This is a genomic window from Bifidobacterium sp. LH_230, from assembly GCF_056357555.1.
The window spans coordinates 1-25,167 of sequence record NZ_JBKEWJ010000028.1 but is presented as its reverse complement, the minus strand read 5'-3'; the positions used below and the strand labels follow the sequence as shown (position 1 = coordinate 25,167).

Below are 25,167 nucleotides of genomic sequence, written 5' to 3'. Positions count from 1 at the left end.
GTTCACGTCGCATCGCCTCCCGACAGAAGTCCGTCGATCCAGTCGCACACGGCGTCGACCGCGCGACTGTCGGACCGGCCGAGCGTACGGATTCCCAAACCGGACAGCACGTCGGAGCATAGCTTCGCGTTTGTGCGAAGACGGGCACGAACCGGCCGCCCGAGATAGTCCTCGGCCTCGTCCAGCGAGACGACACCGGCCCGGCCGGATGCGCCGCGCGGTTCGATGCCGAGCAGCATCAGCCGACGCGAATGATCGCCGGTTTTCGCCGTTGCGACCGTGGCTTCGGATGACTGATTGGTCTGCATCCACCGATCGAGCACGGCGATATGCCGTTTGGCCCGCGCCAGCCCCAGCACGGTCAGTTCGACCAGGACCAGTTGTGCGGATGCACCCAGCTCCGGCAGGGTCGTCAGCAGGCCTCCTCGACCGGCATCCACGACGAGCGTTCGATTTGACTCCGCCAGCGCGCGGATCGCCGCCTGCGTTTGCCACCAGTCGGAAACCGCGCCGTTCCAAGGGTTGCTGGCGAGTACACGCACGCCATCCCATACCGGCAGTTCGCGGTTCAGCGCTTCGCCGTCCATCCGGCCGAGCGGCGCGTCAAGCGTCTCGAATCGGGTGCCATGCTCGCCTTCGATGCCGAGCAGCACGTCGAGTCCGCCGGTGTCGAAGTCGGCGTCGAGCAGCGCGCACGACAAGCCGCGTTCCGCAAGCCGGCGGGCGATGACGGCCGCGCTGACGCTCAGACCGGTGCCACCGCCCGCCGCCGTGCACACGACGATATTGCAATGGGTGGTTTCGACGCCGACTCCGGAAGGAAGCCCTCCCGGCCCGTCCCGGCTATAGGCCGCCTGCGACTGGGGTTGACGATGTTGCGGCATGGCCGAGTGACGACCGACCGACTGATACGGTGCCGATTCTCGATCGGCTTCGACCGGCGGCACGTAGTAGCGCTGTGGCGTAATTGCAGTGTCCATGTGCCGATTGAATCGGATTCGCGCACCGCACGCCAGTCAAACAGGGGTATGTGGTCGAACGGTCGGAGTTATCCACATGCCGGCGTGTCTATCCACATTTTTTGTGGATAACTCCGCTCCGAAACACCCCATTGTGGATAACCGAATCGGGAGTATTCCCCAGCCACGCCAGCACGCGACCACAGCGCCGAACGAACCGAATCCGAAGAAGAAGTACCGCACAAACGAAAAGGCCCGCCGAAGCGGGCCTTTTCTCCAAAAGCAGCTGGAGCAGAATCTCTGCACAACATCATCGTCATAACGGTAAGTCTTTCCAATGCCCGTTCAACGTAACAGTCTTTCGTGACCATACACTCATTGTGGGCTCTGCTCTGTTCAGTTCTTTTGGTACTTCCATAATCTAGTCGTGCCCCGTGCCGCACGCAATTCGAGCACCGTCCATGTGCGCTTTTTTGCAGAAATGGTCGATCGCACACCAGCGATCGCAGAAAATGCGCGACTGTGCGCGCATCGAACCGGATACCTGTGCCATATTGTTCGTTTCCTCAACCCACGCGGCGTGTCGCGCACCACCACCCGCCACCGCCCACCATCCGCACGCCGCCGCCCATCACCAGCAACCGGCAGCACCCTCTGCCCGCCGCCCGCATCCTCCGTCGGCCACCGCCCCCGGCTCCCCGCCGAACGTGAACGCCCGTTGAATTATGAGACGTTTTCTCGCGTTGCGCACATTCCACCGCATAAAGTAGTGCAGTATGGCACAGATATTTGACGCACCCTCAAAGGCGATTCTCCGCAGTCAAATCGCGGAACACATCGCCGAGACCGATAAAAACGATCGCCGCGAGACGCGTCCCGACGAGCAGCCGCTGCCGCCGGACCGCTTCTTCGACCGCGAACTGAGCTGGATGAAGTTCAACAAGCGCGTCCTCGAACTCGCCGAGGACGAGGATCAGCCGATCCTCGAACGCGCCAACTTCGCCGCGATCTTCGCCTCCAACCTCGATGAGTTCTTCATGGTGCGCGTCGCCGGCCTGAAGCGCCGCATCAACTCCGGCATCGCCGTCCCGTCCGCCAGCGGCCTGAGCCCGCGCCAGCAGCTGCGCGCGATCAGCGATCAGGCGCACCGTCTGCAGGACGAGCACGCGCACTACGTGATCGACCACATCCTGCCGGCCCTCGCCAACGAACGCATCGTGCTGCTGAGCTGGGACAAACTCACCGCCGCCGAGCAGGAGCGCCTCTCGCGCTACTACCGCCAGCAGGTCTTCCCGGTCCTCACGCCGCTCGCCGTCGACCCGGCCCACCCGTTCCCGTACATCTCCGGCAACTCGATCAACCTCGCGGTGCTGGTCGAGAACCCGACCTCCGGCAAGTCGCACTTCGCCCGCGTCAAGATCCCGGGCAACCTCAACCGACTCGTCCCGGTCGACGACATGACCGAGGACGATTCCGCCGAGGTCCGCTACGGCTTCATCACGATGGAGAACCTCATCATCGCCCACTTGGAATCCCTGTTCCCGGGCATGATCATCAAGGAGGCGCGCTCGTTCCGCGTCACCCGTAACGAGGACATCGACGTCGAGGAAGACGACGCCGAGAACCTGCTCAACGCGATGGAGAAGGAGCTGCTGCGCCGCCGCTTCGGACCGCCGATCCGCCTCGAGATCTCCGACGCGACCAGCCCGTTCCTCTCCCAGCTGCTCGCCGACCAGCTCGGCGTGAGCGCGGACGAGGTCTACCGTCTGCCCGCGCCGCTCGACATGAAGCTGCTGTTCGAGCTGCAGAGCATCGACCGCCCGGATCTCAAGTACCCGCCGTTCATCCCGACCACGAACCGGCAGATCGCCGAGGTCGAGTCGAGCCGCGCGCAGGACATCTTCGCCGCCATCCGCGAACGCGACATCCTGCTGCACCACCCCTACGACTCGTTCTCCACGTCCGTCCAGGCCTTTCTGGCACAGGCTGCGGCAGATCCTAAGGTTCTAGCCATCAAGCAGACGCTGTACCGCACCAGCTCGAACTCGCCGATCATCGACGCGCTGGTCGACGCAGCGCACGCCGGCAAGCAGGTCCTTGCGCTGGTCGAGATCAAGGCCCGCTTTGACGAGGACGCGAACATCATGTGGGCGCGCAAGCTCGAACGCGCGGGCGTGCACGTGGTCTACGGCATCGTCGGCCTCAAGACGCACTGCAAGCTCAGCCTCGTCGTGCGTCAGGAGCAGGACGGCCTGCGCCGCTACTGCCACGTCGGCACGGGCAACTACAACCCGAAGACCGCGCGTCTGTACACCGATCTGGGTCTGCTGACCTGCGATCCGGTCGTCGGCCAGGATCTGACCCGACTGTTCAACCAGCTGTCCGGCTACGCGCCGAAGTCCAGCTTCCACCGTCTGCTGGTCGCGCCGCGCACGATCCGCTCCGGTCTGATCCAGCGCATCCGCCGCGAGGAGGATGCCGCCCGCGCCGGCAAGGAAGCGTGGATCAAGATCAAGGTCAACTCGATCGTCGACGAGAAGACGATCGACGCGCTCTACCGCGCCAGCCAGGCCGGCGTGAAGATCGACATCGTCGAGCGCGGCATCTGCGCGCTCAAGCCCGGCGTTCCGGGGCTTTCGGACAACATCCGCGTGCGTTCGATCCTCGGCCGCTTCCTCGAGCACAGCCGCATCTACGCGTTCTGCAACTCGGACGGCCCGCAGATCGGCGAAGGTCCGATGTCCGGACCGGAAGTGTGGATCGGCTCGGCCGATCTGATGCACCGCAACCTCGACCGCCGCGTCGAGGCGCTCGTGCGCATCACCGCGCCCGAGCAGGTGGACGAGCTCATCAAGTACGTCGACTTGCAGATGTCCGACACGATCGCGTCATGGCACATGCAGCCGGACGGCACGTATCTGCACGTCTCCCACGCCGAGGATGGCAGCCTGCTGGCCGACAGCCAGGAGCTGCTCATCAAGAAGCACACGCGTCGCCCGCGCACCAACAGCTGACGCGACGGCGCGTGGCCTTGCGCCTAGCCGTTGCGTGATGTGCTAGGATTGTTCACGCTAACAATTCAATGACGTTCGATGGCCGATCCCATGAGGGGTCGGCCATCGTCGTTTCAGAGCACGCTACGTAGCGGCCACGGTTGCGATACGCGCCTCGCGATCCGCCGCCGCACGGCCATACAATGGGAGGATGGGCAAAGTGAGACGCATTGTGGAAGCGGCCGGAGGCATCCTCTACCGCATCGCTCCCCAAACCACGCCGGCCGCGACGGACGCGCCAGCCAACGTAGATATCAACGACGTCGCCGCACCGGCGGCGCACGATCTCGCCGCATCCGCCGCCGCCACGACCGCGGCCGCCGGCATTCTGTCCGAGGCCGACCGCATCGCCGACCTGCTCGACCGCATCGAGGTCTGCATCGTCCACCGGCCGAAATACGACGACTGGAGCTGGCCGAAAGGCAAGCTCGAACTCAACGAATCGCACCGCCACGCCGCCGTGCGCGAGGTCGGCGAGGAAACCGGCATGTCGATCGAACTCGGGCCGTACTTGGGCGAAATCGAGTACCCGCTGGCCGAGGAAGGCAGCAAAACCCGTCATTCCAAGGATCGCACGGTCGACACGAAACATATTCTCTATTGGATGGCCACGCCGATCGAGGACGTCGAAGCGGAACAGCTCATCGACGCGTTCGGACCGGTGCGCCGCGCCGACATCGGCGAGATCGACGACATCGTGTGGGTGTCGATCACCGAGGCGCGCAAGATCCTCTCCCATTCGACCGACAAGGACGTGCTCGCGCTGTTCGTCGACCGCGTGCAGGAAGGCGCGGCGGACGCGCAGAACGTGATCATCGTGCGCCACGCGAAGGCCGAGGCGCGCAAGACGTGGAACGGCACCGACGAGAACCGGCCGATCACGCCGCGCGGGGCCGCCGCCGCATACGCGCTCAACCGCGAGCTGGCCTGCTACAACCCGACACGGCTCGCCACGTCGCCGTGGATGCGCTGCCTGGAGACGCTGCACGTGCTCTCGTGGCAGACGAACCGCCCGATGGTGCATCTGGACGCGCTTACCGAGGACGCGTACGCCGAGGACGGCAAGCGGGCATGGGATTGCTTCCGCGAAGAGATCGACTACGCGCTCGAGCACCGCGAAACCGTGGCCGTGTGCATGCATCGGCCGGTGATCGGCGGCATGTTCGAGCATCTGCGCGAACTGTGCGCGTCGAAGCAGCTCGCCAAACGGCTCATTGCGAAAACGCCGTACATGCCGACCGGCACTGCGGTATCGTTGTTTGTCGTCTCCTCGCCCGAGGGGCCGCGCATCATCGATATTCAGAAGGTTTCGCCACTTGTCTACTAGCTTGCATCAGGGTTCCGGCTCGATCGTCGCGAGCCGCACCGCGTTCACGCCCACCGGCTCGCCGCGCCCGAACCGGCCGGGCCAGCTCGATCCGGCCATTGTCGCGGGCATCGCGGGTGGTGCCGATCCGAGCGTGATCAGCGAGATCAGCCATACGTCCGCGGCGGCGCTGCTCGACCGCGTGCATCACACGGCCGACCCGGAGGTCGTCTCGCGCGTGCTTACGCTGGTCGACCACGAGGGCATCGATCTGATCGCTGAACTGTGGAGCCACGCGGAACCGGATTCGCTGCCGGGCATTCTGTGGCGGCTGTATCTGCTGCGCACGTGGATGCGCAAGCAGGACGCGTCGATCGCCAGGCTGTGGCGGATCGGCGAGCCGGTGGCGACGGCGGCTTCGGCAATTGCCGGCGTGGACGACGCTCCGACCGAGGACGATATCGCGCGGACGGCGGATTCGATTCTGGCGGGCGCATTCGTGGGTGATTTCGCAGTGGCGCTGGAACGCGCGGCCGCGTTCACCGATGTGGTCGCGCTGGGCCTGCGCGTCGAGGCGAAGCGGCTGAGTGCTTCCTCCACAACGCATGGCAATGGGCATGAGCTCGCTGCCGGGCATGGCGGCGACGATCTCGCAAGTGGTCACGTGGCGGAGGCTACGGCTGCGACCCAAACCTCGCATCCGGCGACCCGGGCCGCGAGGCTGCTGCATACCGCCGGCAATCTGATGGTCACGTCGCGCGATTTCCGCCACGGCGCGAACCTGTGGCGGCGGGGCAAGCTCGAGTAACGAGTGTCTTTGCCGGAACAGTACGGCAGTTTGACGATCGAGAGGCTAAATCGGAGATCCGTCGAGGTCAAATCGACGATCGAGAGGCAGCCTCCTCGTCGAATCATGGCGCAAGACAGCATTGACACGATTATTTCGAGACAAATGCGCAGTGGCTGCCTCAGCACTAGCCTCTCGATCGTCAAACCGACCTTGTCGCGCGACGATTACAGCCTCTCGATCGTCAAACTGGCACGAATCAACACACCGACATCGCTCATACCACTCACCCGCTATACTGAGTATTCGCGTCGGGCCGTGCATAGCCCCGGGCTCCATTTTTTTCCGCCGCGAGCGGACTTTGCGCCGACAGGCGCTTTCACGGTTCGGCGCTTCAATCAATGTTTCCCGCACGTGCTTCCAATGCACAATCGCAATCCCCATCAGCAAACACCGCTTAGCCTTCTCCTTGCCGGGTGGCCCGTTCATGACGAAACCCACACGCCAGCGAAACCGCTGTCAACCGGACAAGCAGCAGTTACGGGGCGTCTGAGACTTACCTCACAAAACGGCCGGTTCTCCAGCATGCTTCCAGCATTCCCTCAGCCGCGATTTTTACCCTCGCAGTGTTGGGAGTTTTCGATCATGCATGCGCTTTCGCATGCCCATAGCCAAGGGGAACCATCATGAAAGCGAACGTCACCCGTGCGATCGTCGCGGCCGTCGCAGGACTGGCCGTGGTGGCCGACGCGTTCCTGCTGTTCGTCAAGCCTCATCTGAGCCAGCACTCGTCCGCATCCGGCGCGAGCGGCCAGTTAGGCAGTGCATCCGGCAGTACATCCGGCAACGACACGAGTTCGGGCGAATCATCAAGCGGATCGTCCGATGCATCGTCATCGTCCTCGAATAATGGCAGCTCGTCGGATTCCTCCGGCGACAGTTCATCCGGTTCGACCGGCTCATCGGCAGACACGCTGCAGGACGGCACCTACACCAGCGTCGCCTCGCCGAACGCTTACGGCGAAATCCAGTTGCAGGTCACCGTCAAGGCCGGCAAGATCACGACCATCACCACACTGCAAGCGCCCTCCCACGGTCGTTCGGCATCCGTCAACGCGCAGGCGCTGCCGGAGCTGACCGACCGCGCGATCGCCGCGCAAAGCGCCGATATCCAGTTCGTCAGCGGCGCCACCGAAACGTCCACCGCGTTCGTCAACTCGCTGCAGGACGCGATCAACCAGTCGCTCAACGCCGGCAACTGACCAGCCCGGCATCCCGCAATCAGGACCTCGTCATGACAGCCAGGGCAACGATACAGGCGCGGGTCATCCACGCGATGACGATTCCGTTCACCGTGCAGCTGGTCGGATGGGAGCCGGCCAGGCCGCAACCCGACAACGATTCCGACCGATTGCGCCAAGCCGATGAGCCGCATCGCGCGACCAAGGCCAGCGAACTCAACGCGCTGCTTGACGCGGTCGTGCCGCACATCGACGCCTACTTGCGCGATGTCGAACGCCGGTTTTCGCCGTTTCGCGCGGATTCGTCGGTCTGCCGCGCACGCCGCGGCGACTGGTCCGCGCTTGTGACCGACTCGGAATTCGCGGAAGTGTACGCGTTGTGCCAACAGGCGAAGCGTGTGACCGACGGCGCGTTCGATCCGATGCACGCCGGCGAGTACGATCCGACCGGCATCGTCAAGGGGCGGGCCGTGCAGCGCGCGTATGAACGGTTTCTGCAGCCGCTGATACGCGACGGTAGGGTCGCGGCAGCCGCGATCGGAGGCGGAGGTGATATTCAGGCCGGGGTGAACGATCACAGCGATTTCGTCTGGCGCATCGGCGTGGAGAATCCGTTTCGCGATATCACGCATACGGCGGAGCGCGACGGCGTCCACAGCATCGACGCCGGCGCGCCCACCCTGCGCACCATAACGCTGCGCAACGGCGCGGTCGCCACATCCGGCACGGCCAAGCGCGGCGAGCACATCACCCGTATCGGCGAGCGCATCGGCAACGCGACCGACCGTCTCGTCCAGGCCACCGTCGCCGACGATCAGCTCATCTTCGCGGACATGTGGGCGACCGCGGCGATCAGCGCCGGCGCCATGCGGTTCCGTGAGCTCGCCGCACGTCATGGCGGCAGCCACGGCGGCGAACTCATGGCCGTGCTCGTCAGTGCCGACCGCACCGTCACGACCATCGGTCACGCCACTTAGGTCCCCGCCCGCCGACCATCCCGCACCTGTTATCCGCCCATTCAATACAGTCCGTCACCGACCATCCGAGGAACTATGAAACACATCAATACCAACGTCGCACTGGCCTGGGCCGTCGTATTGTTCGTCGTGCCGCTGCCGCTGTTGATCCTGCTCGCCACCGGACTGCCCGCACTGTACGCCGACGCGTTGCCCGGCATCGAACTCGGCGTGATCGCCTACACGTGGATGCTGGCGGCCGTGTATCTCGCGTGCCGGCCGCGCTGGGTGGACCGCACCGTGGGTCTGCCGACCATGTACATGATCCACGGCGTGCTGGCGATCCTTGCGATCACTCTGGCGTTCATGCACCAGTCGTTGCTGCCGGGCGCGGGCGCGCTGATCGGCCTGACCGGCCACGCGGGACTGTACCTGTTCATGGCGGTGGCCGTGTGGTCGCTCGTGTTCATGGCAGGGTGGCTGACCGCGCGCGTGCGTTGGCTTGCGCAGGTCAAGCGCGCGCTGGAGCGTGTGTTCCGGCATGAGATGAGCGTGTGGCTGCACCGGCTCAATCTCGTTGCGATCGCGCTGATCGTGCTGCATGTGCATGTGATCGACTACATCGCGGCGATTCGGCCGTTCCTGTTTCTGTTCGACGCAGTGACGATCGCGGTGTTCGCGTATTACGTGTGGTCGATGATCGACCGACGTGCGTACGCATTGCAGGGGCGCGTGGCATCGGTGCGGCCGATCGCGGATCGGGTGACCGAGCTGCGCGTGGGGTTTGATGGGCACGCTGCGGCCGAGGTGCGTTGGGAGCCGGGCGATTTCGCGTTCATCGCATTTCCGGGCGAGCGCGGGATGGGCGAGTATCATCCGTTCTCGCTAACGAACTCGTGGGCCGGCGCCGGCTCGGGCTCGCGAGCGGAGGTTTCCGGGGCAGCAACCCCGGCCGCTGTTCCCGCTTCTGTTTCGGATCCGGGTGCCGCCCATCATGCATCGGTTCCGTATTCCTCCTCCACTACGACGACCACGATCCTAGCCTCCGCTCCGGTCCCGACCATGAATTTCGCGATCCGTGCCGACGGTGATTTCACGAGCCGTGTCGCTTCGCTGAAGCCAGGCATGCCGGTGCGTGTGATTCCGCCGTATGGCCGATATGCCGAGTTCATCAGGGAACATGACGCGAAGTCGGCGGCGAGCCGCAATGGGACCGCAGCTTCGGCCGGCAGCCCTGCCGGCACGCCGCTGGTGCTGATTGGCGGCGGCATCGGCATCACCCCGCTGATCGGCGTGCTCAAGGCGTATTCGGGGACCGGGCGTTTGGTTGATTTCCTGTACACGGCGCGCGGCGAACGGGAGTTCATCTACCGCGAGGAACTGGAACGGATCGGCGCCGGCACGCCCACCACGCGCGTCCGGCTGTCCAGCAAACGACCGGATGTGGCGAGCGTTGCGCCGATGATCCGCCCGGGAGCGATCTACCTCATCGCCGGCCCGCACGGCATGCTGGTCACCGTGCGGCGCATCCTGCTCGCGCACGGCGTGGCCGCCGACGACATCTATTACGAGCCGTTCGCGATGTGACCCTGTGCGGTCAGCCATCCCGTCTCCAGGCAAACCACGTTCCTCGCACGGCCACCGGCCCATCGGGTTTTGCGCTCCCGCACATGGCCTTGCCCTCCGCGCCGCCCTCCCAAGGGCATGGCGCTTGATCAAGGGCTTTCTCAAAACCTTGAGGCAGATTTCCCTTCCAGCAGAGGTCTTTCTCTAAACTCTGAGGCAACCACCCCGAACACCATACCCCCGTTCCTGGGGACGACCGCCCAAAAACGGCCAACACAGCGCCTCGGCGCGCCTCATGCTGCCTCATAGTTTGGAGAAAGACCAATACGGCCCGACGATTCTGCCTCACGGTTTAGAGAAAGCCCCGCACCAGCGAAAGACCGTCTGCAGCTCTCCTTCGCAACCCCGCGCTACAGTGGTCGCAAGGCCCGATCAGCGCGGAAAGGCGGCTCATATGCAATATGGTTCCATCCCCGGTATTGACGTTCCGGCGTCGCGCGTCGTGTTCGGAACGGCGTTCGGCGCGTTTCTGGACGGCAGCGGCGACCCGTCCGCGTTGCTGGATCATGCGGTCGAAGCCGGCATCAACATGTTCGACTGCGCGAAGGAGTACGGCCACGCGCAGGACCAGCTTGGCCGTTGGCTTGAGCGGCGCGGCGACCGTGGCCGACTCATCATCGAGACGAAGGGCTGTCATCCGGCGATGCGCGACGGGCAGGTAATCGATCGTGTGACGAAACGTGATCTGGACGCCGATCTGGCGCAATCGTTGGACCAGTTGCGCACGTCGTACATCGACGTGTATCTGTTGCATCGAGACGATCCGCGGGTGCCGGCCGGCGAGATCGTGGAGTGGCTGAACGAGCACTGCCAGGCGGGTGAGATCCGCGCGTTCGGGGTGTCGAATTGGACGGTGACGCGGATTCGTGAGGCGAATGAATACGCGCGTTTGCATGATTTGCAGCCGATTGCAGTGTCGTCGCCGAACTTCAGCTTGGCCGTGCAGGAGCATAACCCGTGGATGGGGGTGGGCGAGACGATCGCCGGACCTGATCACGTGGCGGACCGCGCGTGGTATAGGCAAACCGGGATGCCGGTGTTTGCGTTTTCTGCGCTTGGCCGCGGGCTGATGTCCGGCCGGTTCCGTTCCGACGATCGCGCCGCAGCGGAGCGTTTGCTTGACGATGCGGCCCGTGAGGGATTCCTGTACGACGATAATCTCGAACGTTTGCATCGTGCGGAGATACTTGCGGCACAATTGCAGGTGACCGTGCCGCAGATCGCGATCGCGTGGGCGTTGCATCAGGGCATGAACCTGTTCGCGCTCGCGTCGTGCTCCTCCCCTGCGATCATCGACGCCAATGCCGCGGCGACAGAGATCGAGATTACCGACGATCAGGCCGCCTGGCTCAATCTCGAAACCAATGCGGCAGTCGATCGCTAACCGTCGTCCATCAGTCACGTTTCACCGGCACATAACAGCAGGAGCCGGGGCACGCACCGCACAGCCCGCGACGGCGGATGACGCCCCATCCGCCGCTCACACCAGCGGCGGACGCGCATCTAGCGTCAGCACCACGCCCGTCTCGTTCTTGACCCATTCGATCGCCTGCAACGCGGCGATGTTCCACAGCGCGTGCGGAATGCCGCCCAGGTCGGGCTGGTCGGCCCAGAACGTCGCGTCGTCGGGGAAGACGGTGACCGCCGATCCTTCCTCGGCAGGCGTGATCATGCGGTACAGCCGCCGCGCCAGCGTGGCGACGAACTCGTTGGCCGCGCCGAGCGTATCGATGATGTGCCGGTCGGCGGTCACCGGCGGCCCGACTATCTCCCACGATTCCACGTCGGCCGCATCCCACTGCGCGGATTCGCCGCCGACCTTGCGTTCCAGTGTCACGAACAGCCGCGCGAACTCGCCGGATGTCAACCCGGTCACCCGCCGTCGCGTCGCCAACTCAATCGGGGTCATCCCAACCTCCTTATCCTTGGTATTACGCCGATTCCAGCATACGCAATTTGGCTGGCAACCCTCACCCACACACAAACTTGAGCCGCGCCGACTCAAGTTTTTCACCGTGGGTAAAACTCGGGAACATCCTCCGTCGAACGCCTATTGTGTGAGGTGAAAGGACAAGGCAGGAGCTCCGAGAGGGGTTCCGGGAACGGCGACGATAGCCGGCCGGCCGAGTCGGAACGAACCGCGAGGCGGGTTCCGGGGAGGCGGTCCGGCGAGCCAAACCGCTCCACTCCATGCAGCTTTTGTAAGGAGTACCGATTATGGCAATGTTTCCGGCTTTGATGAATGACACGATGTTCTCCGATCTGTTCGACGATCCGTTCTTCGAGGGTTGGCGCAACACGGACAACGGTTCGGCGGCCGCGGTGATGCCGGCGAACATGATGTCGACGGATGTGCGCGAGACGGACAAGGCGTATGACGTTGACATCGATATGCCGGGCATGAAGAAGGACGACATCAAGCTCGAGCTGAACAACGGCTATCTGACCGTGTCCGCGACGCGTAGCGGCGAGCATGAGGATCACGGCCCGGCTGCCGAAGGTCAGCAGAACGGCGAGGACAGCAAGTGCGCTTGCGCTTCGGATGAGGGCAAGTGGCTGCGTCGCGAACGCTACATGGGCACCTGCTCGCGTAGCTTCTACGTCGGCGAGGACGTGAAGGAGTCCGATATCCACGCCAGCTACAAGAACGGCACACTGTGCATTCAGGTTCCGAAGATGCAAGCCCAGCCGCAGGTCGAGGCCAACCACCAGATCGCGATTGAGGGCTGATCTCAAATACTGAGTTAGTGTTCCGCCGTCTGACGAATATTGCCCGCGCCAACATCCGCGGAGTCCGCCAGACGACGGGAAACACAGCCAAGCCTTATAAGAAATAGGCGGCAGACGGTCATCATCAACCGTCTGCCGCCTATTTTTGTCCGTCACAGTGCAGGACGATCTTCGATATCGTGCGGCATCATCGGGTGCACATCATCGAGCATGTCGCCATCGGCAGACGCAGCCGGGGACTCGGTCTTTGAAGACGTCACGCGACGCACCACGCGACGCTTCAAAGGGACCACTCCTTTGGCAACCCGCACCTCGTACTGCCTCGGCTGCCCTGCCGCAGCTCCGGTATGCACCGGCGCCGGATGGGAGACTTCCGGACGCGCAGAATGCGAACCTCGGTCGAATTCGGCGGCATCACCAGTCGGCTTAACGGTCGCAGCCACCTCACTCGAGACCACCGGCCGGCGGGTCGCATGGGCCGTGGCGGCGTTGCGCTTGAGCTGGTTGAAGAAGAAGTCCAGCACGTCGCCGGAGATTGTCGCGGGGTCCGCAAGGTTTGCGGACTTGATGTCATCGACCAGCTGCTCCGGCGAGACGACCGGCAGGCCGCCGACCCAACGGGCTTCGGATACGTCGGGGTTGCCGTTGCGGCCGCCGGGCACCATGCAGATCATCCACGTCGCGTCGACGTGCAGCTGTTCGAGTTTGGCGGCCCAGTTCTGGCTTTGGATCATCATGTTCTGGCTCATGGTGATGTACGGCTTGCCATCGGCACCCTTGACGAACGCGCGGCGACCGTCGCTGATGCGCGCCAGGCAATCCTGATTGAGATTGACATACCGGGTATCAGAACCGCCCTTGTAGTTCTTCGCATCCACGAACCAAGCGCGGATCTGCCCGTCTTCACCGATGCCGACCATCACGCAGTCGATATCCGCATTGATGCGCTGTCCCTGCTCGTTCATGGCGTACATGGACCAGAACGAAACGACCGGCAGCTGTTCGTAGGCGACGACTTTCGCCAGCAATGATTCTCCGATCTGCCCCGATTTGACCGCACCGGAATCAAACTCGGAAACGAACAGGCCGGACCCCGGATCGCCGTGCAGCAATCCGCGTTCGCGCACCTCGCGCAGATTGACGGCCTTCGCCCGCTCGCACAGCGCGTCCGGCTTGCCGCCCATGTCCGAATCGGCCATGTACCAGCCGGCATACTGCGACTCGTTCGACATGGCCGCAACCAGACCGTACCGCTGACCGAGAGCATTGAACTGCTCCTGCGTCGGCTCCTCGGGCTTGTGCGGGGCCACAGGAGCGAGCTGCTGGCGATGCGCGACAGAAGAAGCCGATGCAGAAGACGAAGCGGCAAACTTTGATTGGGCAGGTTCCTCTTTGCCGACGCCACTGACCATTGCTCCGAGGCCTCCGCACATGACGCAGAAGCCGAGTATGAACACCAAGATCGGAACCACCGTGAACAAGTAGAGAATCGCGCCAAAGAACGACTTCTCGAACATGTGCACGATCGGCGACAGCATGATGTTCAGCCCGACTGCGGTGATCACCGCGCCGAAAATACCGCAGCCAATGCCAAAGGCGTCCTTATCGTTATTCAATCCAACGAACCAGACCACCGCGATCAGAATAAACATGATCCACGCGCTGATGTTCATCAGCGGCAGCCAGCTAGCAAACGTATGAAACATATTCCCTCTTCTCCTTGATCCGAGAGCACACCAACAAGCCTCTTTCCGAACCTGCCGGCATGCGATGTATTGCGTTCTGTCGATATCAACCGGACAACTTGCGGCACTTCCGCAATTACCGGTCTTCATCACCGTGAAGCCAAGCCACGAATGCGGTCGTGAGCAGGTAAGCAACGATCGCCACGGCCAAGCCGATAGTGTTCGGATAGTTCTGCCAGATCGAATACGGCACAAACGCACCTACCACCAGCTGCAGGACCGCACCTAGCGCCGCACAATCCTTCAGCACCAAGCCGATGCCATACAGAACCGCGAAATCGATGCAGAAAATCAGACCATACACAACGACCGCCAAAATACCGCCGACGATCAGCCCGGGCAGATAGAAGACCACCGCATTGAAGATTTCCGTAAACACGAAACCTGCCGGAGAACTGAAGAAGGCACCGACGAGCAGCATTATGCCGGTGAACGTAATAATCAGGAACGTCAGGATCATCTTCATGATGTCTTTCATCTCAACCATCTCCTTGGAACCGACAGCCTGACGGCTCCGTTCGCTATGTTTCTTCGGGATGCTCGGACCGGCCGCGCATCCCCGTACACCAAGATGAACCGGACAACTTGCGGACGTACCTCAACGCAACAGCCGTGCGGCGGCGATTTTTCGCCGGCGCTTCTTTTCGAACCGATGATGAAGACATCAAGAACAACACAAGCCGAAAGGAACACCCCATGATGAACACCACCGTCAACGCCTCCGCCTTCGTTCTCCCCATGCTCACGATCGGAGACCGCTTCGTCTCCCGCCGCGCCGTGACTAACCTGTCACCTGCCCGGCTTGACACCGTCCTTGATGACGCGGTTCAACGCCGCTTCCAACGAGGCCGCCTTCGCGCGGGCCTTGACTGTATCGAGGGGAATGCTCTCGTCCCAGTACTCGGCGTAAGGGGCGATGCGACGACGCCAATCGGCCCAGTTGCGCACGTCGAGCTGGTTGAAATCGCCGTCGTATTCGGCACGCCAGCGAATCCACGCGCCCGGGAACACGATGAGGATGCTGTCGGTCACGGTCTCCCGGATGGCGACCATCCAGTCGGATGCCTTGACGGGATCATCGGTGGTCTGGTGGTGGCGGTCGACGAAATCAGTCATGAGGATGTCGCTCGAGAACGAACGCATCCGGCGGCCGTCGTCCTGGTCGAAGACGGCGTTGACCATCGGCGTGAGATCGCCGTCGCCGAACAGATCGTTCATCTCCGAGAACTCCATGCCCTCGCTCGATATGGTGAGATCCCAGCTGTCAGGCTGCTCCGCACGCTCGTCATAGCGGTGCGTGAACGGCAACGCGAAATCCAGCGAGTCCGCGTTGATCCATTCGACATGGAAATCCATATGGTTGAGTTCCAAGGTCTTCAACCATGCCTCGATCTCGCCGCGATCGGGATGGTCCCCGACCCTGAGTTCCTTCCAATCACCGGCGTGGAATGCCGTCTGGTCGCTGATGCGATCGATGGCCGCATCCAACTCCGCGCCCGACAAGGATTCGTCGGAACCGTCCGGTACGCCGGCGGGACGATCGTCCCTCAAGTCGAGGGAACCGAAACCGGCGATGTGCTCGAGGGCGCAGTGGCGAACATCATCAGGCGTCTCGGCCTCGCTCATGCCCTTGCACTCCTTCAGATGATCTAGCACCAGGCCGAGCGTGAGTATGTAGTGACGCAGACAGTACTTGTTCGTGTGGGAGTCCTTGCAGTCCTCGTACGCGCAGAAATCAAGGGTGTAATGGTCGGCCAGCTCGTCACACCAGCCCTCCTCCCACTCGCAAGTCGTCGGACCGTCGCCATCGTAGAAACCCGGAGCATCCGGCTCCGCCGGCTGAAGCTCCGCAGTCTCCTCCACGGTTTCGGCGATAACAGCAGGAGCGGTACCAACGTTCATGATCCTCTATCCTTTCATCAGTGTTGTTCTGCGTTGCCTCCACTATCGCACCGCGAGAACATGACGGCGAAAAATCGCCGCCACGGATTACGAGCCGGGCTCGGCTGTTGCCCTGTCAGAAATGAGGCCCGGCCCTTCCGAACCCTTCAACGCCCGTACCTCAATTCACCGGACAATTCACCGACACACCGACGAAACGGCGTCGTTTCAGGCGTGTCGGGCGCGAATACCGGCCGTGACCCATGTTGTCCGGTTGAGATGGGTAGAGGCGATCGGAACGGCCGGTCGCACGAAGCACGACCAACAACCGCGGTGGCAACGCCGGCAAGGAAAGGAATCATCATGGCAAAGAACATGGGCAAGGTCAAGGTCGAATACCAGTCGATCGAGGATTCGGAGCGCGAGGCGCGCGAGCACCCGTACACCGTGCCGATTCCGGAAGGCCTGACCGAGGAATTCTATCCGTCAAAGCCGGTCACCGACGAGCAGATGCTGCGCTGGCTGACTGCTCACGTTGAACCGTACCCGGGATACGCGAAGGAAGAGGCCGAGTGGGAGAGTGCATGGGAGGAAGTCAACATCGCCCAGCTCAAAGCCGACGGCGAGCCCGTCCTGGAACTGGACCCGGTGCATGTTCAGGCAGAACATGCCACCGATGCGGCGTCGCACGAGCAAACGGAGCAGTCCGAGCCGACGGACGACACCGATCCCGCGGACATCGACTTCGACGACATCGACTTCGACAAGCTCGACTTTGGTGACCTGCGCATCCCCGGTCTTGATAACAACGAGGACAACGACTTCGATCCCGACGATTACATAGATGATCAGGGAGCCAACGATTTCGCTGATTCCGACGACGATGACGACGATAACGAAGACGAAGAAGACGACTACGCGGACGGCCTCGGCTCCAACCCATTCGCGACGCTGCGCGCGATCATGGACGCCACCGGCGAAGGCCCGATCGATCCCGACGACGATCTGCAGTAAGCAATATCGCCTCGGCCACAGCAACCGGGCAACATTCCGCAGTTGTCCGGTCAGGGAATACAGCAGCACAACGACACAGGGAGAAGGGGACGAACATGACCATCGAGACCATCACGATCGACGTGCGACCATATACACCGGAAACCCAGCTGGAACGCGAGTTCCGCAACCTCGATCACCGGTACGGCACCGATTTCTCTCTGCACCGGTTCCGCATGCCGGTACGACGGCCGGACGGCGAATGGGACTGCACGTTCCAACTGCCGGTGCTCACGTACCGGTACGGCGAGGTGGAGCACGAGCATGGTCTGCCCGACTACCGCATGTTCGATCTGCGGTATCTGCGCGCATGGCTGGCCGGCGACTGCTTCCCGTCGCATACGGAACTCGAGGCGAGTATCGCCGAGGACAATCCGATCAACCGGAGCGCTGCGGAACTGTCGATCAGCGGCATGGGCTGGGTGCTCGGACTTAAAGACGCGCATCATGCCAGACTGCTGACCGAACTCGACGCCGACGAACCGATCGTCACCGGGCTGTACGCCGCAGTCGAACACAAGACAGGACTGGTGTACCCGCTGGCCGTCGGCACGCGGATGACCGTCGCCCGGGACCGCGACGACGACCATCGCAACCAGTGGAAGCTCACCATCGAGGTCGGTCTGTCACCCGAACAAACGATGCGCTGGCCCAGCCCATACGACGACTACTTCGGCAAGGACTGCCCCGACGAACGTACGATGCGCGACCAACTGGAACGCGATCTCGATCTGCTGCGGGAGCAGGTGCTCGCCCGCGACTCGGATCGTTGCCGTGTCGTGCGGCAGGCCACGGAATCGCTGTGTCGCGAATACGCGACGACACAAGACAAAGAGGAACGATAGTCATGAACGCAATGACCATGCCGGCCGTCACGCCGCAGCTGGACTCGCATCTGTCGTTCGACGAGTCGACGCTGCCGGACGACGACATCGACCTGTTCGACTTCCCGCCGTCATTGGACGACTGGGCGCGAGACAAGAAAGTATGCCAGTATTTCAACGCCGACGACGAGGCCGAAACCTGCGGCACGGACCCGGAATATTTCATCCGCGCCAGCCACTGCTGGGACCCGGGATGCCACGAAGTGCACACCTGGTACTACTGCCTGCGCCACTTCGCCGCGAACATCGGCTACCTCGCACGGGAGATATGCACGCTGCCGCCGGACATCGAACTCACACGCTACCTACGCTGCGGCGACATCCCGCCCCGGTTCCAGCTGATCGAATGGGGCCGCATCGGCGAGGAAGGCACCCACGAACTGCCCCACCAGCAATAAAGCCGCTGCAGACGGTCGGCAGCCCTCGCTCAGCCTTGCCTCGACGGCATGCCGGCCGCCGAATATATTACATATTAAGTATGATACTTACAAGTATCATACTTATGGAGGTCTTATGTTTGTTGGGCGCGAGCATGAACTGTCGGTGATGCAGAACTTGTGGGAACGGGATGATTTCCAGATGCTCGTGGTGTACGGGCGACGGCGTGTGGGCAAGACAGCATTATTGGACGAGTTCGCACGCGGACGGGACACGCTAATGTTCACGGCGCGGCAACAGACATCCGCCGCGAATTTAAGGGATTTCTCTCGCGAAATATACCGTTTTTTCGGAGAACCGACGTCACGCCCAGCGTTCGATCTGTGGCAGGATGCGTTTGACTTCGTTGCAGACAAGGTTCGTCAGAATAGCTCACGACGCATTCTGCTCGTGTTTGACGAGTTTCCTTACGCGGCGATGAACGAGAAGGCGCTGCCGTCGATTCTGCAGGTGGCCATTGACCACGGTTTTCAGAACACCAATATGATGATGGTGCTATGCGGCAGCAACGAGGGATTCATGGAAAGCGAGGTCCTCGGCTATAAGAGTCCACTGTATGGACGCAGGACGGCGCAAATGCGCATCAAACCGTTTGACGTGTTCGACACGGCGCGCATGATCCCGTTCTCCTCGCCCGAGGATATCGTCCGATACTATGCCACGCTTGGAGGAACGCCATACTACCTCAAGCAGCTTCGCGCAGACCGGTCGTACGAGGAGAACATCTCACGCCTCGCATTCGACACCAGTGGTTTGCTGTATGAGGAACCGTTGATGCTGCTGAGACAGGAGCTGCGCGATATCGCCGTATACAATTCGGTTATGGATGCCATTGGTTCGGGAGCCACACGTCAAAACGACATTGCGGGCAAGGCTGGCCTGATCTCATCATCATCAGCCAGCAAATATCTGAGCGTCCTGTCGGATCTTGGTCTCATCAAGAGGAACGTGCCGTTCGGTGAGGATGCAACCCATTCCCGCAAAGGATTATGGTCGTTTGCAGATCCGTTTTTCGCGTTCTGGTACCGGTTCGTCGGACCGAACACGGACCGCATTGAGCGCGGAGACGGCGATCTCGTCCTGTCGGATATATCCGGCCCAGCCCTGGACACGTACGTTGGTCAACAATACGAAACCGTGTGCGGACAATGGCTCGTACGCGCCAATCGGAAGGGACTTCTGCCGTTCCGAGCAACGACATTCGGCAAATGGTGGGGCACCGACCCGATCGCCCGTGAGCAGACTGACATCGACGCGATCGCCGCCAATCAGCAGGATAAGACGATCATGCTTGGCGAGTGCAAATGGAAGAACGATCTCGACGTTGCCCAAACCACCACAACGCTCCGCTCACGCGCCGGACTCATTCCCGGGTACGACAATCGGTATTACGCGCTCTTCGTCAAAACGGATGAACTCGCTCGGGCCGCTCGTTCACGCAACGAATCGAATCTCACCGTATGGTCGGCAAGAGACATGCTTGACGGAACGCTCGACTGACAGCGCCCCGGTTAGCCGGTTAGCCGCCTCCATCCCGGAAGGAGCAACAACGAATCGCTGAACTCGTCCGGCGGCACGGCCTCGGAGAAAAGCCGCCGGACGTCACGGCACATCGATCACAGCAGTGCGCCGACCAGTCCGGCCAGCGACAGGATGACGATCACGTCGATGAACGACAGCACCGTACCCGCGATCGCCAGACCACGCGGCGAACGGAACAGGCCGACGATGCTGAACACCGCGCCCAGGAACCATGACGACCAGTCGCCTTATTGATGAATTTGCAAGAGTTCTATTGATGAAATATCATCAATTCTATTGATGAATTTGCAAGCATACTGTTGACGAATCCACAGGGGAGACATGATGATACCGAGGACTTTGGCCGAGCAGATCCCTTCCATGCTGTCATGGTTCCCGGTCGTATCGGTCACGGGTCCGCGCCAGAGCGGCAAGTCCACCTTGGTCAGAATGTTGCTGCCCGATTATGAATACGTCAATCTCGAGGACGAAACGACACGGCTGAGCGCATTGAACGATCCGGTCGGGTTCATCCGCTCACACAACGACCGGCTCATCATCGACGAGGCCCAGTACGCGCCCGGCCTGTTTTCCCAGATCCAGGTTGCCGCTGACGAGCGGGGAACGATGGGCCAGTACGTGCTGTCCGGATCGCAGAATTTCCTGATGGAGAAGCGGATCGGACAGTCCCTGGCCGGCCGCGTCGGCATGCTGCAACTGCTGCCGTTGTCATACCGGGAGGCGGCATCGTCGCAGGAGAACCTCGACGTCGACGATTTCATGTTCCGCGGCGGCTATCCGCATCTCTACGACGTGCCGACCCCGAACGACATCTATTTCCGCGATTACGTGGCGACGTACGTGAAACGGGACGTCGCGGAGTATCTCGACGTGCGCAACCTGTCCGATTTCAACACGTTCATCCGCCTGTGCGCCGAGAACGCCGGCGCCATGCTGAACCTCAGCGCGCTGGCGAGGGACGCCGGGGTGGCGTTCAATACCGCGAAGGGATGGCTCTCCATATTGGAGGCGAGCTTCATCGTATTCAGACTGCAGCCGTATTCCACCAACTCACGCAAGCGACTCACCAAAACGCCAAAACTGTACTTCTATGACAACGGTCTGCTCAATTATCTGCTGGGCATACGTTCCGCTCAGGAGCTGCAGGACGATCCCAAGCGCGGGGACATCTTCGAGAACCTGATCGTCTCCGAAACCGTGAAACGGTATACGAACGCGAACAAGGAAGCCGATCTGTGCTTCTACCGGGACGCTGCACAGGCCGAGATCGATCTGATGGACCTGACACGACGCCGATCCCCCGAACTCATCGAGATCAAATCCGGCATGACGCCACGCCCCGACTTCTTCAAACACCTCGCGACCATCGGCGAGGACCTGAACGTGCCCCTCGAGCGACGCACGGTCGTCTACCGCGGAACGGAAACATTCTCCACCAAGAACGGGCGATACATCGCCGCCGAAGACTACCTATGCAACGCGTAGGAGAAATGCAATCGGCTTGAGCCCGACGAAAGATCGAGCAAATCGAAATCGTCTCTGGAATGCAGACGATGCAGGACATATGTCGTCCGCATTCCAGTCAAGAATTGCCTGGTTCTGGCCGATCACAGCAGTGCGCCGACCAGACCGGCCAGCGACAGGATGACGATCACGTCGATGAACGACAGCACCGTACCCGCGATCGCCAGACCACGCGGCGAACGGAACAGGCCGACGATGCTGAACACCGCGCCCAGGAACCACACCACCCAGCCGACGACCGGCGCCCACGACACCAGCAATCCCAGCAACGCCAGCACAAACCCCGCAACGCCCACGCCGTTGCTCTTCTTCACCACGGTATTGACCACCACGGTCGTACCGTCCGCACCCACCTTGCGCTCCACCGGCTGATCCGCGATATTCTGCTGCTCGATCATGGTTTCTTCTCCTTGCCGACGGGAATGAGGCCCGGCCCTTCCGAACCCTTCACCGCTCGCACCTTAGCCCACCGGACAATTCACCGACACACCGACGAAACGGCGTCGTTTCAGGCGTGTCGGGCGCGAGTGCCGAACCTTGCACGCAAGGTTTGGCAGACAAAGACGAGTGGAACGTGACAGAACGTTCAGTCGGTCTCCGACGAGGTCATTCTCACGTACGCGGCGTGCTCGCGCAGGTATTCGCGTAAGTACGGCACGGCGAAATCGACCCTGCCGTATCCGCGTTCCACGATGACCTGAGCCTCCAGCAGCCGGGCACGGTACCGGCTGGCATAACGAACGTCCTTGCCCATGCGTTGCGCGATGGACGACGTAGAGGAGGGGCCGTCGTCCTGCGCCATAGCGAGCAAATACGTCTTATCGACAGGCGACAAGCCGTCCAATTCCGGCCCGTGCACCGTGTCGCCCAGCCGCACCAACGCGCTGGCGATGCCGTCACGCACATCAGCTTCGTTCACGACGATCTTCCCACCCGCGTTTGCCCGCCGCCGGTTGGCGTTGCGCCAGACGTGATAGCCGACCAGCTGAATCATGAACGGATACCCGGCCGTGGCTTTCGTCGCCAGATCCAACGGTTCACCATCCAGAATCAGACCGGTATCACGGAACGTGGCATGGAGCGCGTCAGACACCTCATCCAACGGGACCTCGCCCAAGGGCTCGTACTGCGCGCGACGGATGAACGTGGTCGCCTCGTTGTTCAGCCACTTCGAGGCCATGGACGGCAGTCCCGCGAACACGAACGCCATATTGCGGTTCGCGATGGTCATGTTCTGCACCGCCGTGGCGATTTCCGTCAACTCGTCACGATCGATCGACTGCGCCTCGTCCACGGTGACGAGCAGACCGGACCCCTTGCGTTCCAGCTCGTCCATACGCATGGACAGGGCGTCGCTGAGATCGATGACACGACGACTGTTCTCATAGCTGACGCTGCCAAGGCTGCCGCCTATGCCCATGACGCTCACGCTGGGGTCGATATTGAACTTAAAACTACCTTTGGGCGGCTGAAGCCGGCCGATCAGCCGGGGCACTATCCCCTTCCGGGACGTCTCGGAAATGACCTGCCAATCGAGCGCTTTGACGGTAGCGGCAAACTTGGCGAGCATGACGGTCTTGCCCACGCCTCGCGGACCGGTGACCCGCATGAGCCGGCCAGGGGCGCCGGGCCCGTCCTCGAGGGCCTCGTTGAAGTCGTCGAGAATGGTCTCCCTGCCGATGAGCACCGGAGGAAGATGCCCCGCGCTTGGTTTGAACGGGTTCGCTGCCATACCGCCTACTTTCATAAAAATTCATAAACATTCTACAGCATGGCCCCGGTTCTACAAAAATCATAAAAATTCATAAAAAATCTGTATCGCTGCGTGCAACACACCAACAAAACGGCGTCGTTTCAGACGTGTCGGGCGCGAGTACCGGCTGTGCTCCATGTTGTCCGGTTGAGATGAGTAGAGGCGATCGGAACGGCCGGTCGCAAGAAGCACAACCAACAACCGCGGCGGCAATGCGGCCCGGCAAAGAAAGGAAGCCATCATGGCCATCAACATGGGCAAAAGCAAGGTCATCTACCAGTCGGTCGAGGATTCGGACCGCGAAGCCGCGGAGCACCCGTACACCGTGCCGATCCCGGAAGGGCTGGAGGAGGACTTCCACCCGTCAAAGCCGATCACCCGCGCACAGAAGATGCGCTGGATCACCCGCCACATCGAACCCTACCCGGGCTACGCCGACGAGTTCAACGCATGGGAACGCGCCTGGCAGGAGGTCGAAATCGCCCAGCTCAAGGCCGACGGCGAACCCGTCCTCGAACTGGACCCCGTGCATATGCACGAAGAGTAGGCCGCGAATCCACTGGCCGACACCCTTCGGATGAACGCCCCGCCGATCCGTTGGGTTCCACCGCAAAGGATGGAGCCGATGACGGTGACTGTGGGGGGCGTGCTGTTTTTCAGGTAGTCGACGCATGTGAGGAAGTCGGAGATTCCGTTGTTCTCTACGAAGGTCGTAGTCGAACCCTTTTCTCCGACTTCCTCAAAAGCTCAATCAGCTGTTCGAGCTCGTCACGGCGGTGACGAGCAGCTCCTTGCGCGGGCGGGTCATGGCCACGTACAGGAGGTTGCGTTCCTGACGGTAGAGCTGGTTCAGCTTGGCCTTGTCACCCGCGCATTTGCGCACCTGGCTCGGCGGCGGGCACTGGTCCACATCCGGCACGACCACATAGTCGAACTCCAAACCCTTGGCGCGATGCATGGTCGCCACACGAATGCCTGGCTCATCAGCGGAATCCTTTGTCTCATCCCCCAACAGCAATGCGCCATATGAAGTTTTGGAACCCAGCACATCCACCCATTTACCCACGAGCGTTTTGTCTCGCACAATCACGCAGATGTTTTCAGGCTTGGTTGCGGAGTCCCGAGCCAGTCGCGCATCGATCCACTCGGTCACACGGTGGACCTGCGCGTCCCAGCTCTTGCATCGCAGCGCCTCAGGCCATTCTCCGTGAGTCAGCGACGTGCCGTCACCGAATGTTTCCTGCTGCCCAGCATCATCGAACACTCCGTTGATCGAATAATCCAGCTCTTCCGCCCGCTTCCCCTGTTCGGCAACGGCAGTCGTACCGGAAACGGACGACCGAACCTGGCACGCGTCCTGAACCGCCTTCAACACCTCGCCCGCGGTGTTCGCCTCGGCACGCCCGACGTTTTCCGCGGCCGTTTTGATCTCGCCTGTGGTGCGGTAGTTGACCTTGAGCCGGAAACTGCGACCGGCGATCGGGATGCCGCATTGTTTGAGCGACACCCGGTTCCCGTACAACTGCTGATGATTGTCGCTGGCGATGAAGATATCGGAGGCTTCTGCTGTTTTCGTGGGTTAGTTTGTTGGTGTTGGTAGTTGGATGTTGAGTCCGCCGCATCGGAGCATGACGAGGCTGATGAGGTTGGTGACGTGGTGGAAGCCGTAGGCCATGCGGATGGTGACCT

23 protein-coding genes are annotated in these 25,167 nt (G+C 61.9%); 14 read left to right on the top strand and 9 right to left on the bottom strand.

Features of this window, described 5'->3' with window-relative positions:
* Window positions 1-2: 2 nt before the first annotated feature.
* On the bottom strand, window positions 3-980 hold the full coding sequence (locus AC1A0G_RS11100) for a CpaE-like family protein (protein ID WP_476529740.1): 978 nt from the start codon (window positions 978-980) through the stop codon (window positions 3-5).
* A 755-nt stretch (window positions 981-1,735) separates the two neighbouring features.
* On the opposite strand from AC1A0G_RS11100, the gene AC1A0G_RS11095 reads away from it, so the two are divergent.
* The 7 genes from AC1A0G_RS11095 (at window position 1,736) to AC1A0G_RS11065 (ending at window position 11,312) form a co-directional block, all read left to right on the top strand.
* Window positions 1,736-3,973, top strand: a complete 2,238-nt coding sequence (locus AC1A0G_RS11095) for an RNA degradosome polyphosphate kinase (RefSeq protein ID WP_476529738.1) — start codon at window positions 1,736-1,738, stop codon at window positions 3,971-3,973.
* A 199-nt stretch (window positions 3,974-4,172) separates the two neighbouring features.
* Window positions 4,173-5,339 (top strand): NUDIX hydrolase, encoded by a 1,167-nt coding sequence (locus AC1A0G_RS11090; protein ID WP_476529736.1) that lies wholly within the window; start codon window positions 4,173-4,175, stop codon window positions 5,337-5,339.
* A 1-nt stretch (window position 5,340) separates the two neighbouring features.
* The gene (locus tag AC1A0G_RS11085; protein WP_476529758.1) at window positions 5,341-6,126 is read left to right on the top strand and encodes a hypothetical protein; all 786 of its coding nucleotides are present in this window, start codon (window positions 5,341-5,343) and stop codon (window positions 6,124-6,126) included.
* 665 nt (window positions 6,127-6,791) lie between these two features.
* Window positions 6,792-7,367 (top strand): FMN-binding protein, encoded by a 576-nt coding sequence (locus AC1A0G_RS11080; protein ID WP_476529734.1) that lies wholly within the window; start codon window positions 6,792-6,794, stop codon window positions 7,365-7,367.
* Window positions 7,368-7,399: 32 nt separating this feature from the next.
* A complete protein-coding gene (locus tag AC1A0G_RS11075) occupies window positions 7,400-8,323 on the top strand; it encodes an FAD:protein FMN transferase (protein WP_476529732.1) in 924 nt (307 codons plus the stop codon).
* A 75-nt stretch (window positions 8,324-8,398) separates the two neighbouring features.
* Entirely contained in the window at window positions 8,399-9,889 is a 1,491-nt protein-coding gene (locus AC1A0G_RS11070; RefSeq protein ID WP_476529730.1) for a ferric reductase-like transmembrane domain-containing protein, read from the top strand.
* Window positions 9,890-10,322: 433 nt separating this feature from the next.
* Window positions 10,323-11,312, top strand: coding sequence for an aldo/keto reductase (locus AC1A0G_RS11065; protein WP_476529728.1), 990 nt, complete (start codon window positions 10,323-10,325; stop codon window positions 11,310-11,312).
* Window positions 11,313-11,408: 96 nt separating this feature from the next.
* Here AC1A0G_RS11065 and AC1A0G_RS11060 read toward each other — a convergent pair whose 3' ends face one another.
* The gene (locus AC1A0G_RS11060; protein ID WP_476529726.1) at window positions 11,409-11,837 is read right to left on the bottom strand and encodes a hypothetical protein; all 429 of its coding nucleotides are present in this window, start codon (window positions 11,835-11,837) and stop codon (window positions 11,409-11,411) included.
* A 308-nt stretch (window positions 11,838-12,145) separates the two neighbouring features.
* Between AC1A0G_RS11060 and AC1A0G_RS11055 the strand changes: the two genes are divergently transcribed.
* The gene (locus tag AC1A0G_RS11055) at window positions 12,146-12,658 is read left to right on the top strand and encodes an Hsp20/alpha crystallin family protein (protein WP_476529725.1); all 513 of its coding nucleotides are present in this window, start codon (window positions 12,146-12,148) and stop codon (window positions 12,656-12,658) included.
* Between the two features lie 152 nt (window positions 12,659-12,810).
* Here the strand turns inward: AC1A0G_RS11055 and AC1A0G_RS11050 are convergent, their stop codons facing one another.
* From AC1A0G_RS11050 to AC1A0G_RS11040, 3 genes are all read right to left on the bottom strand, one after another.
* Window positions 12,811-14,496: a hypothetical protein gene (locus AC1A0G_RS11050; protein WP_476529724.1), complete on the bottom strand. Its 1,686-nt coding sequence runs from the start codon at window positions 14,494-14,496 to the stop codon at window positions 12,811-12,813.
* Window positions 14,480-14,881, bottom strand: a complete 402-nt coding sequence (locus AC1A0G_RS11045; protein ID WP_476529722.1) for a hypothetical protein — start codon at window positions 14,879-14,881, stop codon at window positions 14,480-14,482. The genes AC1A0G_RS11050 and AC1A0G_RS11045 overlap by 17 nt, the downstream gene beginning before the upstream one ends.
* A 311-nt stretch (window positions 14,882-15,192) precedes the next feature.
* Window positions 15,193-16,305 carry a hypothetical protein gene (locus AC1A0G_RS11040; protein ID WP_476529720.1) on the bottom strand — a complete coding sequence of 371 codons (1,113 nt, stop codon included), beginning with the start codon at window positions 16,303-16,305 and terminating at the stop codon, window positions 15,193-15,195.
* A gap of 342 nt (window positions 16,306-16,647) precedes the next feature.
* On the opposite strand from AC1A0G_RS11040, the gene AC1A0G_RS11035 reads away from it, so the two are divergent.
* The 4 genes from AC1A0G_RS11035 (at window position 16,648) to AC1A0G_RS11020 (ending at window position 20,159) form a co-directional block, all read left to right on the top strand.
* Window positions 16,648-17,298: a hypothetical protein gene (locus AC1A0G_RS11035; RefSeq protein WP_476529719.1), complete on the top strand. Its 651-nt coding sequence runs from the start codon at window positions 16,648-16,650 to the stop codon at window positions 17,296-17,298.
* Window positions 17,299-17,393: 95 nt separating this feature from the next.
* Complete coding sequence (locus AC1A0G_RS11030) at window positions 17,394-18,182, top strand: hypothetical protein (RefSeq protein ID WP_476529717.1); 789 nt, start codon at window positions 17,394-17,396, stop codon at window positions 18,180-18,182.
* Window positions 18,183-18,184: 2 nt separating this feature from the next.
* Window positions 18,185-18,619: a hypothetical protein gene (locus tag AC1A0G_RS11025; RefSeq protein WP_476529715.1), complete on the top strand. Its 435-nt coding sequence runs from the start codon at window positions 18,185-18,187 to the stop codon at window positions 18,617-18,619.
* Between the two features lie 115 nt (window positions 18,620-18,734).
* On the top strand, window positions 18,735-20,159 hold the full coding sequence (locus AC1A0G_RS11020) for an ATP-binding protein (RefSeq protein WP_476529713.1): 1,425 nt from the start codon (window positions 18,735-18,737) through the stop codon (window positions 20,157-20,159).
* Between the two features lie 116 nt (window positions 20,160-20,275).
* Here AC1A0G_RS11020 and AC1A0G_RS11015 read toward each other — a convergent pair whose 3' ends face one another.
* Window positions 20,276-20,398 carry a hypothetical protein gene (locus tag AC1A0G_RS11015; protein WP_476529711.1) on the bottom strand — a complete coding sequence of 41 codons (123 nt, stop codon included), beginning with the start codon at window positions 20,396-20,398 and terminating at the stop codon, window positions 20,276-20,278.
* A 124-nt stretch (window positions 20,399-20,522) separates the two neighbouring features.
* Between AC1A0G_RS11015 and AC1A0G_RS11010 the strand changes: the two genes are divergently transcribed.
* Window positions 20,523-21,686, top strand: a complete 1,164-nt coding sequence (locus AC1A0G_RS11010; RefSeq protein WP_476529709.1) for an ATP-binding protein — start codon at window positions 20,523-20,525, stop codon at window positions 21,684-21,686.
* Window positions 21,687-21,808: 122 nt separating this feature from the next.
* Here AC1A0G_RS11010 and AC1A0G_RS11005 read toward each other — a convergent pair whose 3' ends face one another.
* Together AC1A0G_RS11005 and AC1A0G_RS11000 are read right to left on the bottom strand one after the other, a co-directional pair.
* Window positions 21,809-22,123 (bottom strand): hypothetical protein, encoded by a 315-nt coding sequence (locus AC1A0G_RS11005; protein ID WP_476529708.1) that lies wholly within the window; start codon window positions 22,121-22,123, stop codon window positions 21,809-21,811.
* A gap of 188 nt (window positions 22,124-22,311) precedes the next feature.
* On the bottom strand, window positions 22,312-23,457 hold the full coding sequence (locus tag AC1A0G_RS11000; protein WP_476529706.1) for an ATP-binding protein: 1,146 nt from the start codon (window positions 23,455-23,457) through the stop codon (window positions 22,312-22,314).
* A 262-nt stretch (window positions 23,458-23,719) separates the two neighbouring features.
* Between AC1A0G_RS11000 and AC1A0G_RS10995 the strand changes: the two genes are divergently transcribed.
* Complete coding sequence (locus AC1A0G_RS10995) at window positions 23,720-24,025, top strand: hypothetical protein (RefSeq protein ID WP_476529704.1); 306 nt, start codon at window positions 23,720-23,722, stop codon at window positions 24,023-24,025.
* Between the two features lie 204 nt (window positions 24,026-24,229).
* Here AC1A0G_RS10995 and AC1A0G_RS10990 read toward each other — a convergent pair whose 3' ends face one another.
* Entirely contained in the window at window positions 24,230-24,985 is a 756-nt protein-coding gene (locus AC1A0G_RS10990; RefSeq protein WP_476529702.1) for a 3'-5' exonuclease, read from the bottom strand.
* Between the last annotated feature and the right edge of the window lie 182 nt (window positions 24,986-25,167).

Bases quoted from the DNA above. Each gene is read 5' to 3' on its own strand.
- AC1A0G_RS11035 (WP_476529719.1), top strand. From the start codon at position 16,648: ATGGCAAAGAACATGGGCAAGGTCAAGGTCGAATACCAGTCGATCGAG.
- AC1A0G_RS11095 (WP_476529738.1), top strand. From the start codon at position 1,736: ATGGCACAGATATTTGACGCACCCTCAAAGGCGATTCTCCGCAGTCAA.
- AC1A0G_RS11080 (WP_476529734.1), top strand. From the start codon at position 6,792: ATGAAAGCGAACGTCACCCGTGCGATCGTCGCGGCCGTCGCAGGACTG.
- AC1A0G_RS11010 (WP_476529709.1), top strand. From the start codon at position 20,523: ATGATGATACCGAGGACTTTGGCCGAGCAGATCCCTTCCATGCTGTCA.
- AC1A0G_RS11065 (WP_476529728.1), top strand. From the start codon at position 10,323: ATGCAATATGGTTCCATCCCCGGTATTGACGTTCCGGCGTCGCGCGTC.
- AC1A0G_RS11005 (WP_476529708.1), bottom strand. From the start codon at position 22,123: ATGATCGAGCAGCAGAATATCGCGGATCAGCCGGTGGAGCGCAAGGTG.
- AC1A0G_RS11000 (WP_476529706.1), bottom strand. From the start codon at position 23,457: ATGGCAGCGAACCCGTTCAAACCAAGCGCGGGGCATCTTCCTCCGGTG.
- AC1A0G_RS11040 (WP_476529720.1), bottom strand. From the start codon at position 16,305: ATGAACGTTGGTACCGCTCCTGCTGTTATCGCCGAAACCGTGGAGGAG.
- AC1A0G_RS10995 (WP_476529704.1), top strand. From the start codon at position 23,720: ATGGCCATCAACATGGGCAAAAGCAAGGTCATCTACCAGTCGGTCGAG.
- AC1A0G_RS11025 (WP_476529715.1), top strand. From the start codon at position 18,185: ATGAACGCAATGACCATGCCGGCCGTCACGCCGCAGCTGGACTCGCAT.
- AC1A0G_RS11045 (WP_476529722.1), bottom strand. From the start codon at position 14,881: ATGAAAGACATCATGAAGATGATCCTGACGTTCCTGATTATTACGTTC.
- AC1A0G_RS11075 (WP_476529732.1), top strand. From the start codon at position 7,400: ATGACAGCCAGGGCAACGATACAGGCGCGGGTCATCCACGCGATGACG.
- AC1A0G_RS11055 (WP_476529725.1), top strand. From the start codon at position 12,146: ATGGCAATGTTTCCGGCTTTGATGAATGACACGATGTTCTCCGATCTG.
- AC1A0G_RS11070 (WP_476529730.1), top strand. From the start codon at position 8,399: ATGAAACACATCAATACCAACGTCGCACTGGCCTGGGCCGTCGTATTG.
- AC1A0G_RS11020 (WP_476529713.1), top strand. From the start codon at position 18,735: ATGTTTGTTGGGCGCGAGCATGAACTGTCGGTGATGCAGAACTTGTGG.
- AC1A0G_RS11030 (WP_476529717.1), top strand. From the start codon at position 17,394: ATGACCATCGAGACCATCACGATCGACGTGCGACCATATACACCGGAA.
- AC1A0G_RS11100 (WP_476529740.1), bottom strand. From the start codon at position 980: ATGGACACTGCAATTACGCCACAGCGCTACTACGTGCCGCCGGTCGAA.
- AC1A0G_RS11060 (WP_476529726.1), bottom strand. From the start codon at position 11,837: ATGACCCCGATTGAGTTGGCGACGCGACGGCGGGTGACCGGGTTGACA.